This is a genomic window from Alteromonas sp. AWQ4_252 (genome assembly GCF_056158205.1).
Genome location: NZ_JBSWSV010000001.1, coordinates 4,433,547 through 4,446,362, shown reverse-complemented (window position 1 = coordinate 4,446,362; position 12,816 = coordinate 4,433,547). Strand labels below are relative to the sequence as shown.

The window sequence follows — 12,816 nt, the reverse complement described above, 5'->3', positions numbered from 1 at the left end:
TCCTGTAGCAACTATCCGAGGACTTTGCCAACAACGGCGAGAAGTTTTGCGGGGTCGAAGGGTTTAACCATCCAGCCTGTGGCGCCTGCTGCTTTACCCTTTGCCTTCATGTCATCGCCAGCCTCTGTGGTGAGCACTATGATTGGCGTTCTGGCGTAGGCTGACATACCGCGAAGGTTTTTAATGAGGGTAAGCCCGTCCATTCGCGGCATATTTTGATCGGTCAGTACAAAATCAAAACGTTTGTATTTACACTGGTCAAGCGCATCTTGACCGTCAACCGCAGTAGTAACAGCATAGCTGGCCGACTTTAACGTCACCTCAACCATCTGACGGATTGACGGTGAGTCATCAACGATTAGGATATTTTTACTCATATTACTCCCGACTTTTTGAGAAAAGTTTCTGTTAAAATGTAGTTAGTGTTATCCGAGAAAACAGCAGAAGGTGGTTAAAATAACTCAACTTCACCAGCGTCAATGCTATTGGCCGACACGGGGTTATGATCGACTTTCGCCCTTGACCGCATATTGTGTTGGTAGTCCTGCAGGTTACTTTGAGCGACAGCTACATCGCCGTTACCGACGACAGGCAGCTGTTCACTTACAAAAGAAAGCATTTCTTGAGTATAGGTGAGATTTTGTCCATTGATATCGCCGAACTGCATACCTCTGATAGCGTCGCCGATTGCTGTATCCAGCTGTACTGAAATAGTCTCTAATTGAGCAGTTGTTTGTGCATCACTTTCGGCTTTAACTATTATTTGGTCGAGCTCGCCTTGAATATCCTTCTTCGCCTCTATAATGTAACTGGTATCTTGTGCGGCAAGGGTTCTGACATCCTGAGTTAACTCGTCAATTTGCACTCCAATATTTTCCATCTGCTTTTTAATGACGCCGCTAAATTGTGTGGAGCGATTGGACAATGCGCGAACTTCATCAGCAACTACAGCAAAACCTCTGCCGGCTTCTCCCGCCCTTGCTGCTTCTATCGCCGCATTAAGAGCCAACAAATTAGTTTGGGCCGAAATGTCGTCAATATCGCCTAAAGCTTTGAGAACGGTGGGCATGGTGTCGTAGATGCGATTCACTTTTTCTAAAATAGTAGTGGTGCCTGCAGAAATCTGCTCAGTAGACACCAGAAATTTATCTAGGGATTTTTCTGTTTCATCTGCAAATTGGCGCATACGGTTCGAATACATCTCTCCACTGTCAGAATCAGTTTGTATCAGCTGTGTAATACATGAGTTTTGCTCTCCCACTAAGCGTTGTAGATTTAAAAACGCCTCGCTTAACGTATTTACCGCATGGGTTTGAGTATTGAAAATATCCGACAGGTTACCGTCACAATCCTGCATAATCTGAGATAACTGGTCAGTAATATTCGAAAGATTATCAGTTCCAGGTGACGCGACGGGCTCTACACGTGCAGGCTCCCTATTTGTGTTTGTCTGAGATGACAATGCTCCGGTTATCCCTATTGAAAGAAAAACCCCGACACCGGCTAAAATTACGCCGGGATAAGCAAATGATAGTGAGGTAAGCACTAACCCCACTACAACGCTTGTAAGGGCGAAAATGTAAGTAAGAGGAGGTAGAGTTTTCAAGAAATGAACAGTACCTGAATCACTTATCATAATTTAATTCCACATCATGAGGCGGAGCCTGATTTGCGAACAAGATCTAACAGCATTTTAAAGTGCTAGTTTATTGAAACGCATTACAGGCGGCGCGAATAACAAATATAATTTAGTTATAGACAAGAATTTCAGTATTGGAAGTAATCAATAGAAAAAATGTTAACTTCTTCTATTGTCGTAAATGTCACTAGTCAATTAGTAGTGTTTTTAATGTATGAAATAGAGGGAAAACGGAAAAAGGGGCAAAATCGCCCCTTTTTGAAGTGAAGGTGTTGACAAAAAAGTCAGGAGCGTTGCATTACATCCAATGCTTTAGGTATAGCATCTACATACATTTTCACATCTTCAATACGTCCCGTGCTTACTCTGGACCAAGGTTTGTATGTGCGATACTGGCCTCGAATAAGTACATTTTGCTCTGCCATTGCTTTTTGAAATGCGTTCGCGTCACCGTTTTCTCCCAGGTTTACAAAAACGAAGTTAGTGCTGGACGGGAGTGCGGTAAGGCCATTTTCCTTAACTGCGGATAGGATCATATCTTTAGCTTGGGCAACTTTTTCACGAGAGAAATCTTTAAAAGCCTCATCTTTGTAGCTTGCGATAGCCGCTGCAAGACCCGCTTGGTTTAAAGAATAGCCCCCTAAGCCAAAGTTGTTAATGAACGACATGTTTTCTTCCGAGCCTAACATGTAACCAACTCGCATTCCTGCCAGGCCATAGATTTTAGAGAACGTTCTGGCAACAATGATATTGTGCCCTTGCTTGATCAGAGGGATCATGGAGTGAGATGGCCCGTCTTGAATGAGCTCATTATAGGCTTCGTCCACGAGAACAAGTGTTTTCTTGGATGCTTTAATACAAAATGCCTTGAGCTTTTCCGGGTCTAAAATTTTTCCTGTAGGGTTGTTTGGGTTGCAAATGTGAACCATAGCCACATTGTCATCAATAGCGTTATACATGGCGTCTAAATCAATATCCAGATCGGCAGTGTTCGCAACCCGTTTTATTTCCGGTCCACCCTGACGAATCGGTGCCTTTGACGTGGTATCCCAAAATAAGTCAGGCCCAAGAATAACCCCTTTGCTAGTGGCAGCAAGAGCGGCGAAGGCCAGGATAAGACTGGAACCGGCTGTTACAGAGATGTTCTTGGCAGACAGGCCATACTCTTCTGCAATCATATCTGTCAGATACATGCCTGCATTATAAGCGTAGTATGCACCACCGCTCGACGAAGCGTCAGCAATCGCTTTGAGCGCTGCCGGGCTCGGTCCGTAAGGGTTTTCGTTGGCATTGAGTTTTGCAATACCTGTTTTCGGACCGTACATGACTTCAGGTATTCCCATTGATGGGCTAGCAGCAAGTGACGCCGGAGTAATAATACCAGTGGTACCGGCCGCCGTGGCTGCAAGACTGCCACCAAGAAAAATTCGACGTGAAGGATTGTGTGTCATTATTAATTCCTTTTTTTAAAGGGTAAATTAGAACGCTTTGTAAAACATACCAGCCGACACGATGATCAGGTAAATACCAAACAAGCGTTTAAGCATCTTTTCGCTGAAGCTGTGGGCCATGTTCGCCCCAATGGGCGCGGTCAGAATAGCGCCAATACTAATGGCAATCAGTGCAGGAATATTAACGTAACCAATGGTGCCTACTGGCAGAGCAGCAGTTTCTGAGTGTCGCATGAGTAAAAAGCCAATTGCCCCTGGTAAGCCGATGAGGAAGCCAACGCCTGCAGCAGTTGCTACTGCTTGTTGAATGGTGCGGCGACACATCACCATGGTAATGACGGTTGGCGTACCGCCACCAATACCAAGCAAGGCAGAAAAGCCGCCAAGAACAAAAGCTAATGACGCTCTGCCAAAACCTTTAGGCATAGAGAAATGCACTCCGGGTCTGACGACAAAGTCTGGAAACAAAAAGTAAATAGAGTACAAAAGAACACCGGCTGCAAAGACAATCTTGAGTCCGCCAGCACTGGTGTTATCGGCAATGAGTAAGCCGCCTATTACACCGAGTACAATCCACACAGACCAGGACTTTAAAACCTCGAAGTCAACCGCTCCTTTCGCTTTGTGAGCAATAACAGAGCGCAAACTCGATACTACGATGGAAGCAAGTGAGGTGCCAATGGCAACTTTAACAATTTCATCGGAATCTGGAACGAAAAATGGGAAAACAATAGACAGGGCGGGAACAACAACAAAGCCACCACCATTACCAAACAGGCCTGACGTTATTCCAGCAATGGCGCCTGCAGCACATAACGTGAGAACAAACCAGACCAACTCTATTTCCATAACAACATTACCTCACACATGGGTGTTTATTTTTACAATGCGCTGAATTGCGCTTAAATCAGCAAAGCCGACCACAAGGGTCGACTTTGCCAGGTGTTACACTGCAATCAGCACTTAGAATGTAAATGCTAACTTGGTGTAGTAATAGCCGCCCTGCCAGTCGACAATGGAATCTGAACGGTAGATACGTCCACAACAGGTTTCACCCATTTCATCGGAGCCTGCATCAGGGTATTCATCGAACAGGTTCCGCGCCCCTGCGGTTAACGACAAGTTTTCACTAATGTGATAGGTCGCCTCAAGGTCAAATAATACCTGGGGGTCGAAAGTCTGAGTAATGATGAGATCACTATTCGCCGCATTTTCATATTCACCATAGTAGTTCATACGGGCAACAATCATCCAGTCTTCATAACTGTGCTTCACTGACATAACGCCACGGATGTCCGGAGTACCATTTTCCAGGTCAAACTCATCTTCCGCGTTGTAGAAGTTCTGAGGGTCGTCTTCCAGGGTAGTTTTGTTGTAGTTGAATGATGCCGTGATAGTGGTATCACCCATGTCAGACTGCATATTATAAGTACCGACTACGTCTAAACCTTCAGTTTTCGTATCAAATGCATTCTGGAAGTAGAATACCCCACCGATAGACTCAGCGCCTGTTACACCAGCCGCCGCCAGGCTTAGATAGCGCTCATAATCTTCCGGATCTTCAGCGTTCGGGTCGGCGCTTACATCCAGTGTTGAAATCGCGTTCAGACGATCTTCTAAGTCGATGTTGTAGTAATCTACTGTAAGCGTGAAGTCGCCGAAGTTACCGGTCATACCCAAGGTGAAGTTGGTTGATTTCTCAGGCGCCAAATCGCTGGCTCCCAGAGCCTGTGCAACGGCGCTGCTCGCTGGGAACAAGCCGGTAGCAACAGGGAAGCCGTTTGGCAAGCGGGTAGACACGTTAGTGGTACCTTGCTGACCCGGCGTAGGTGCGCGGAAACCAGTACCATATGAAGAGCGCACTGCAATTTCATCAGTGATCTGGTAAATACCGGCAATTTTGTAAACCAACTCAGAGCCAAAGTCAGAGTAGTCTTCGTAACGCAGTGCAGCCTGCATAAACAGTTCGTCAGTGACGTCGCCAGAAATATCGCCGTATACTGCATAAGAATCACGGGTATATTCTCCAGAAAATTCAGGTGAATACCCTGGGAAACCGTTTGAGCCAACACCAACCACGGTGTAAACCGGGTCGCTTGAATCAGCACAGTCTAAACCTGTGACCGTTGAACCTGCAGTAGTCGGAGTACCATCGTCATTACAGAAACCCCAAGGATCAGCAGAAGCATAAGGACCCGCTTCGTAAGATGCTTGCTCACCTCCTGCGATGTCATAAGACTCATCGAGATAGCTAACACCAAACGCCAATATGTATTCTGCTAAATCGTAGGTGAAATCTGCCTGAAACTGGACTTCTTCGTTAGTCAAAGAGCCCGGCTTGAACGATGTAGGGGACATATTACCCATAGACGGGTTAATGGTGTTCGACAGCGTGTAGTCAATTTCGTTTGAACCGTAACGAGCACTGATATCGTAAGTCCAGGCATCGCTCATGCCTTTCAGACCACCAACCAAAGAGTAATCGGTTATATCTCCGAAGAATCTCGGGGTAAAACCGCCAGGAAAAAATTCTGTCGGGCTCCATACAGAACCGTCTTCTAAACGAATATCTTCAATGGTACCGTTGCCTGGATAGCGATAGAAGAAAGAGCCGTCGCCTTCACTTTCAGAGTAGTTACCAAAAGCATAAAGCTCCACGGCATCTGATATTGTGTAGCCTGCGTTGAAGAAAATACGTGTACCACTACTGTTGGGTTGACCCCAGGGTTGTACTTCGTCAGAACCGTGAACAGCATTGGCACTGGCAATTGCCGCGGCAATATACTCATCAGACTGGTCAGTTACACAGAACCAGCTTTCACAGTATTGCTCACCGCGAAACGTGGCTTCTGAATCTGTGTATTCCGCTGAAATGCTTAAAAAGCCGTCATCACCAAGGGCAAAACCTTTGTTACCACTAATAACGATCTGGTCACCGTCGCCTTCGTAGTATTGACCAACTTCTGCTGTTAATGAGCCACCATCAGTGTTGTTTTTCAACTGAAAGTTAATAACACCTGCAATGGCGTCAGAACCGTATTGTGCAGCAGCACCATCACGAAGTACTTCAACAGAGCCAATAGCAGCGGTTGGAATGGTCGCGAGATCGGGCCCCTGAGTACCGGATCCTCCGATTTGCACCAATGCAGCCCGGTGTCTGCGTTTCGAGTTAACCAAAACGAGTGTTTTATCAGTTGGAAGACCCCTTAGTGTGGCAGGTCGGATAAATGTTCCTCCGTCAGAAATAGGCTGACGGGAAAGCGAATAAGAGGGAACTAAGGTCATCATGACATCGTTCATGTCTGAAAACGCAACCCCTTCCATATCTTCGGCGGTTAATACGTCTACTGGTACGGGAGAGCTCGTTACAGAGCGAGGTGCACCGCGGGCACCGACCACTGCGATTCTTTCCAGTGATGGATCGGCGTCAGGTGTATCCGCTTCCTGTGCGTATACGGTTGGAGTGAGTGCCATTGATAAACCGGTAACACCGGCATAAACGCATGCACTTAGTTTTCTTATTTTCATCATGTGTGTTCCCAGAGTTATGCTTGATTGCTCTTATTTTTCATCGCGGACTGAGTAAACTCCTCGCCCAACTTTGGTCCACAGCAGCACCAATGGAATGCATCAAAGTGCATCCAATGCGCGTTTTAGATCTCGCACTGTGTGATTGCCAGACTAAAAAAACTTGGCTGCATGACGGAAGAAAAAAGAATGTTGAGGGGTATAAGAAAAATATTGAGCCGATAGAAAAAATACTAATAATCAATAGCTAAAAGATATTAATACTATAAAAAGTAATTATTGCAGATTGTTGCTTTAACCTTTCATTTACTTTTCATGCTGGTAGAAGTCTCGAAGTGGCACATGGCTTGCTGTCCTCAAAGGAAAAGACCCAGGTTAACAGGATGTGACACCAAAACAGGTAAGGGCAAGTACTGACAGAAATTGGCAAAACCAGTGTCAGGAGAAAAGCCAGGTGAATTCAAAACAATTACAATATTTTCTTATTACCGCGAAAACCGGCAGCATTGCAGCTGCGGCGAGAGAGTTAGATATTGCTCAGCCAGCAATCAGTCAGCAGCTAGCCAACCTTGAGCGGGAAATGGGTGCTCCCCTTTTCCATCGTAGTTTCAAGGGCGTTAAGTTAACCGAAGCCGGTGATATTTTCGCCAAGCATGCGCGCAAACTGGTGGACGATATCAACGAAGCTAAAGCTGAGTTGCGGTATCTAACCACAGAGCAGGAAAGTACGGTTAAAGTGGGTATGTTACCCTCTATCGGAAACGTGTTATCGATGTCGCTGATATCCGAGACCGAATTAACCAAAGGAAAGTTAAAGCTTGATATTAGTACTGGCCCATCTTATTCAGTGCGCGGCTGGTTAGAAAAAAATGAAATCGATATTGCCATCACGTACGAGCAAGATATTGACCCGGCAATCATGGTATGCCAGCCGTTGATTGAAGAGTACATGTATCTTGTCGTTGGGGCTAATGAGGCATCATCAGTTTATCAATCGCTGAAAAATAGAGAGAGCATAGCTTTTTGGGAATTAAGCCAGTTTCAGTTACTCAGTCCAGGTGAACGGGATGCGCTGGGTAAACTCATTCACGATTATGAAAAGAAAACGGGCGTTGCATTGAATTACAGCGGCGGATACTCAGGCCAGTTAATGACTGCATTCCGTCAACTGTTACAAAGCGAATGTGCGATGATTTTGCCATCATCTGCCATTTTCCACTTAGAAGAAAGTGGTTTAGTCAGGGCGCTGAAAATAGAGCAGCCCGAGATGAGACGTCAGGTTTTTCTTGCCACAAGCAGAAGTGCAACACTTACAGACAGCAATCTGAAAATGCAGGACGTTATACGCCGGGTCGCAGCTCAAGAGCAGGCATTAAATCACTGGCGGGGGCGTTTGCACTCGGCTGGTGACTTAAAAGTTGCATGCGCTTAAACTAGATTTTACGGTTTGGCAGGCGAATGTCAGCCTGAATGGGAAGGTGGTCAGAAAAAATTCTCGTCTGGCTATTTTTGAGCTTTTTGATTCCAGACAGGCGTATGCCGTGAGAGGTCCAGAACCTGTCAAGGGAGAACAAAGGAAATACACTGGGGAAGGTCGCCCCTACCTTGTGTTGCTGTAACACCGAATCCAGATGACGAAAAGCTCTAGTGAAAAACTGCCACTCATTGAAATCGCCGCCCAGAATCACCGGACTGGATTTGCAGGCCATGCGCGAAGCTATATATTCGTGCAGCTTCTTAAATTGAGACCGACGTTCACGCTTTTTTAAACCCTTGTGAGTGTTAATAACCGTTAGCGGCCCTTTCGGGGTCATCAGCTCAACGGTCTGAATGTTTCTGGGCTCAACGCCTTGTTGACTTACGTCCAGCGTGTGGTGCTCGAGCACAGGGAAACGGGTGAGAAGGGCATTCCCGTACCACCCAGTGGATTCCTCAAGGGCAGGAGAAGGCACTAATTCAAACACTTTATCTGCACAAATGTCCCGTATGTCAGTCGTAGTATCTCGCTCGGGCGAGCGGGTATCCATTTCCTGAAGCATGACAATATCTGCGCGTTGCTCTGCCAGGTAGCTACCAATGCGGCGGTAGTCTTGACGCTTATCTGTGCCCACACCACTGTGAATGTTGTAACTTATCACGCGACACATTCTTCACCCTTTGGCTTTTCTGCTTGCTGACGAGCCTGATAACGCTTGGCGATCTTTTGTGAGCCCCAAATCATTACACCCCATAACACGATGCCACCTACCAGGTACGATATAGTCTCCGGAGACGGGTTGCGGAAAATTTGTGTGATGGAATCTCCAACTAACCCTTTTGCAATCATCGGAGGAAACATTCCTAAAAAGGTTCCCACTAAAAATTGCAGCAGACCAATTGAAGAAATACCCGCCACAAGGTTGACTAGACTAAACGGTGCAATAGGGAGCATTCTTATGGCAGCAACACCTACGATACCACTGGACTTCAGCTTTTTGTCTACGGCATCTACCTTAGGGCCGCCAATCTTTTTCAACCCTGCATTACCGGCAAGGTGGCCGATGCCAAACATACTGGCTGAGCTTAATAGTGCGCCTAAGATGCCATAGAGCGGACCCCAAACCGGACCGAAAATTGCGGAGACAGCCAGCGACATTACCGTTACCGGGAAGAAAAAGAACCCGCCCACCAGATAAACCAGTAGCACAGTCGGTAACGCGAAGTAAGTGCCTCGACTTTCTTCTAAAAATGCGTTTATATTTTCGGTGGATAACCAGGGAATAAAGTGACTCGCAGTAAGTAATAACCCGGCCAGAAGAGCTACGCAAAGTACGCCAATACTGACCATAATAGTACGTCTGCGAGGATTCTTAACCGGCATTACTGCACCTCCCAATGTTGGCATAGGTGGAATTAGCGGCTCCTCAGGGTCGGACAAACTGGAAAAGAAGTTTTTGCCTGATGCCTGGTCTGTAAAAATTTCATCCCGCACTTGTGTTAAAACGTAGCCGTGAGCGAGTTGTCCCTCCATTAAAGCTCTGGCGGGATTGTCTTGAGTCATTAAAGCTGACATTTCTTCTACGGTTCTACCCGTGTGTTCAGCCAGAAGGTCATCTCTGACCCGACTAATTTGTCGACGGTTGTCTTCATTATTGCCGAATAACACCATGTCTATCTCAGTATCAAGTGACATAGAGCGGTTACTGATGTTTGATGAACCAATAACCAGGTATTTGTCATCGACCGACATCACTTTCGAGTGAATCCTTTTGGTGGCACTTTGACCAAATTCATCGGTTATAGATGAATACGACATAACAATTCGATCCGGAGAAATACCGCTTTCGAGAATTTTCTTAAATTCAATGCGACCGGCCCAGAATGCTTCGCATTCAAATTTTCCTTTAGGCTCGTATGAGCTCACGATGATGACGTTCAATTCAGGCTTTTCTTTCAGACGTCTGTTTAACGCCTCTGCAATTTCCTGGCGGGACGTGAACTGGTTTTCAATATAAATTACCCTTTCGGCTTCAGAAATCAGGTCGAGCAGCATGTGCCTTACTTCCTGAACAGGTTCAACTTCGTCCATAAAAGGAATCGTTCTGGCAAGCGCACAGTGTACATTTTCAAACCAGGGCTCGAAGTTATCCGGCCATGCACCCGGAATGGGACAGCCGGTGTCCGTCTTTGCATCTTCACGAATTGCGATAGGCTCTTCTTGCGCTACCCGCAACCACCGCCACCGTACCAGCTCACAAAAGCTTTTCACTACCGGGCCTGCGGAGACAATTTGGACGTCGTGAAGAGGTCCATATGGTCCGTCAGGACCTTCCCGTTCTTCACTTATTACCGGGTGTTCACGGGTATCCCAACGGTTTGTTGAGATATCCATTCCTCCGGAGAAAACCAATTCGTCATCTATAACAACAATTTTCTGATGCTGGCTGCCTCCCATAGGAATAGTGTCGTCAAGCTCAGTACGCACGTTGTCAGGGGTTTTTTCGTCCCATACTTCTTTGGCCCACATTTCTCGCTGAGCAAAAAAAGCCAGGGAAGAGTCCCAGCGCAACAGGTAAATTTTAATGTCAGGGTTTTGTTCAGCTTTCCACGCAAGTAAATCGCTAATTACAGACGGCGCATCACTGTTGCTTTCATCTTCACCGCGAAGCAGACGGATGCGACTGTCAATATCCCAGCCTACAATAAAAATGCTGTGTTTAGCTTTAACAATGGAAGAATGCAGAGCTTTATAATAGTTTCCGCAATCAATCAGGGGCGTAGCATAACTGGCTTCGCCGGTAGCCCAACAGTTCTCTCCCTGTTTGAAAATTGATTGAGTCGTTGACATCTTTCCCTCCTCACTCCCTATGGACTGAGCATATAACGCGAACAAATATGTGAGAGGTTGCACAAGGCGTACCAATACATCGACAATCCATTCTTTGTAGTAAGTTTCTGATAATTGGTAATTTGTTAGGAAAAATACCGGGTTTTTAGAGAGGGCGGCGGTTTGCTGGTCGGAAAATTTATCTCGCTCTGTGTAACTCTTGCAGACGGTAAAACTGCTACATAGACACAGGCTGAATGAGCACCGGTAAATCTGAAGATAGATTATGTACTAAAGAGAGCGTCATGTTAGGGAATGACTTGGTGCAAAACGACAGATTGTGTTGTTCCAGTAGTTGATGAACAGGCGTTGATAGCATGCTGTGCAAAGGATAGTTCAGGGTTTTGGCCAGAGCTTCTTTAAGTGTCCACGTCCGATAAAAGGCTTGTGCAGAACTGCTATGTTCCTCGGGGTGAAACAATGTACTCAGTTCGCGAAACTTCCGCCTCTGGTCATGTATTTCCAAATCCAGCCCAACTACGTGGTGCAGAGGGTTAAATACAATAAAGGCAATGTTTCCAGGGCTGTGTGTGAGAGAAATAGCGTATTCAGGGTAACCCTCGACGCGCAAATAGCCGTCTGACAGTGGCAGGTGAATAAGAGATGCTTGGTGCTCGGTAAAACCAAGTTCTCGCTTCATCAAATAGCGGCTGAGTGTAAATTCTGCTTGTCGACGCGTACTTTTCATCTTGGCAAGACGCACAACTTCCTCTTCAGATAGCCAGCGTCGATTTATCTCATTTACGTTGCCAGGAGCGTAACTGCAATGATAAATGACCATGCGTTCTCGATTGAGCAGGGAATTGGCTTTCAAGCTTTCATATACCAGTGAACTTTTAGCCTTCTTTTTTACCACGCCATGCGTGGGGAATGCATCTAAAAAAACAGCCCCGCAGGGCTGTTTTTGTTGTTACTGCTTACTTATCAAAACGCGAATGCAAACAACGATGAAGCGCTATCGTGATAATCCACCGCCATGGCGATAGATAACAGGGTGATGTTGAGAATAGAAAACCCAAATACCTGGCGAGCCCAACCGTTAATGTCTATATCGCTGCGGTAACCCTTAAGCGCCATTAATAACCACCAGAAGCTGGTGGTACAAGCAACGGCCATAAATCCAAGACCAGTATAGCCGCTGATTGGCAGTAACAGGGTAACCAGAGCGAATACAGCAATGTACAACACAATGTGATGCTTGGCTTTGCTGATCCCTTGTGCAACCGGCAGTACCGGAATATTTGCCGCTTCGTAATCTTTATAGCGGAAAATTGCAATGGCATAGGAATGTGGCATTTGCCACAAACTAAACATAACCAGCAAAATTGCTGCCGCCATATCAAATTGCGCACTGACGGCACAATATCCCACCACAGGAGGTACAGCGCCAGACAAGCTACCTACTAACGTGCCGTAAACTGAATTGCGCTTCATGTAGAGGCTATATAACCCAACATACACAACATATCCCATTGCAGCAAAGAAGACTGCAGTAGGGTTGGTGTAGACCACGAGTAATGAAAACCCAGCCACTCCCAACACTATACCGTGCCAGAAAGCGGCTTTTGCGGACATTTCCCCCGTCACCGTAACCCGTGTACGAGTGCGCTGCATTTTGGAATCAATGTCCCTGTCAATGCAGTTATTGATCGCACATCCTGATGCAACGACCAGTGATAATCCCAGTAGGGTGGCAATCATGAGCGCAAAGTCAATCTCACCCCGGGAAGCAAGCAGAAAACCGCCAGCCACGGAAATAAGATTACCCATGATGATACCGGGTTTAGTCACTGTTAAATATCGACGAAAAATGGGTTTCATTAGCCCGTTTA

General features: G+C 46.2%; 10 protein-coding genes. 1 reads left to right on the top strand and 9 read right to left on the bottom strand.

Annotation, left to right across the window (positions count from 1 at the left end; translation table 11 throughout):
• Positions 1-11 precede the first annotated feature (11 nt).
• The 5 genes from ACXACM_RS19440 to ACXACM_RS19420 all read right to left on the bottom strand — a co-directional run bounded on the left by ACXACM_RS19440 (position 12) and on the right by ACXACM_RS19420 (position 6,618).
• On the bottom strand, positions 12-377 hold the full coding sequence (locus ACXACM_RS19440) for a response regulator (RefSeq protein ID WP_474823880.1): 366 nt from the start codon (positions 375-377) through the stop codon (positions 12-14).
• Between the two features lie 74 nt (positions 378-451).
• Positions 452-1,636: a methyl-accepting chemotaxis protein gene (locus ACXACM_RS19435; RefSeq protein WP_474823879.1), complete on the bottom strand. Its 1,185-nt coding sequence runs from the start codon at positions 1,634-1,636 to the stop codon at positions 452-454.
• 287 nt (positions 1,637-1,923) lie between these two features.
• Positions 1,924-3,090 (bottom strand): pyridoxal phosphate-dependent aminotransferase, encoded by a 1,167-nt coding sequence (locus tag ACXACM_RS19430; protein ID WP_474823877.1) that lies wholly within the window; start codon positions 3,088-3,090, stop codon positions 1,924-1,926.
• Positions 3,091-3,117: 27 nt separating this feature from the next.
• Entirely contained in the window at positions 3,118-3,939 is an 822-nt protein-coding gene (locus ACXACM_RS19425; protein WP_474823875.1) for a sulfite exporter TauE/SafE family protein, read from the bottom strand.
• A 114-nt stretch (positions 3,940-4,053) separates the two neighbouring features.
• A complete protein-coding gene (locus ACXACM_RS19420; RefSeq protein WP_474824420.1) occupies positions 4,054-6,618 on the bottom strand; it encodes a TonB-dependent receptor plug domain-containing protein in 2,565 nt (854 codons plus the stop codon).
• A 385-nt stretch (positions 6,619-7,003) separates the two neighbouring features.
• Between ACXACM_RS19420 and ACXACM_RS19415 the strand changes: the two genes are divergently transcribed.
• The gene (locus ACXACM_RS19415; RefSeq protein WP_474823873.1) at positions 7,004-8,050 is read left to right on the top strand and encodes a LysR family transcriptional regulator; all 1,047 of its coding nucleotides are present in this window, start codon (positions 7,004-7,006) and stop codon (positions 8,048-8,050) included.
• 1 nt (position 8,051) lies between these two features.
• Here ACXACM_RS19415 and ACXACM_RS19410 read toward each other — a convergent pair whose 3' ends face one another.
• The 4 genes from ACXACM_RS19410 to cyoE form a co-directional block, all read right to left on the bottom strand.
• Positions 8,052-8,765 carry an endonuclease/exonuclease/phosphatase family protein gene (locus ACXACM_RS19410; RefSeq protein WP_474823871.1) on the bottom strand — a complete coding sequence of 238 codons (714 nt, stop codon included), beginning with the start codon at positions 8,763-8,765 and terminating at the stop codon, positions 8,052-8,054.
• Entirely contained in the window at positions 8,753-10,945 is a 2,193-nt protein-coding gene (locus ACXACM_RS19405; protein ID WP_474823869.1) for a VTT domain-containing protein, read from the bottom strand. Before ACXACM_RS19405 ends, ACXACM_RS19410 begins: the two co-directional genes overlap by 13 nt.
• 217 nt (positions 10,946-11,162) lie before the next feature.
• On the bottom strand, positions 11,163-11,798 hold the full coding sequence (locus ACXACM_RS19400) for a 4'-phosphopantetheinyl transferase family protein (protein WP_474823867.1): 636 nt from the start codon (positions 11,796-11,798) through the stop codon (positions 11,163-11,165).
• 110 nt (positions 11,799-11,908) lie between these two features.
• The gene (cyoE, locus tag ACXACM_RS19395; protein WP_474824418.1) at positions 11,909-12,796 is read right to left on the bottom strand and encodes a heme o synthase; all 888 of its coding nucleotides are present in this window, start codon (positions 12,794-12,796) and stop codon (positions 11,909-11,911) included.
• Positions 12,797-12,816 lie beyond the last annotated feature (20 nt).

What these genes read in the sequence shown, in the direction of transcription:
- ACXACM_RS19430 (WP_474823877.1), bottom strand. Translation starts at nt 3,090, where the DNA reads ATGACACACAATCCTTCACGTCGAATTTTTCTTGGTGGCAGTCTTGCA.
- ACXACM_RS19425 (WP_474823875.1), bottom strand. Translation starts at nt 3,939, where the DNA reads ATGGAAATAGAGTTGGTCTGGTTTGTTCTCACGTTATGTGCTGCAGGC.
- ACXACM_RS19420 (WP_474824420.1), bottom strand. Translation starts at nt 6,618, where the DNA reads ATGAAAATAAGAAAACTAAGTGCATGCGTTTATGCCGGTGTTACCGGT.
- ACXACM_RS19435 (WP_474823879.1), bottom strand. Translation starts at nt 1,636, where the DNA reads ATGATAAGTGATTCAGGTACTGTTCATTTCTTGAAAACTCTACCTCCT.
- ACXACM_RS19405 (WP_474823869.1), bottom strand. Translation starts at nt 10,945, where the DNA reads ATGTCAACGACTCAATCAATTTTCAAACAGGGAGAGAACTGTTGGGCT.
- ACXACM_RS19440 (WP_474823880.1), bottom strand. Translation starts at nt 377, where the DNA reads ATGAGTAAAAATATCCTAATCGTTGATGACTCACCGTCAATCCGTCAG.
- ACXACM_RS19410 (WP_474823871.1), bottom strand. Translation starts at nt 8,765, where the DNA reads ATGTGTCGCGTGATAAGTTACAACATTCACAGTGGTGTGGGCACAGAT.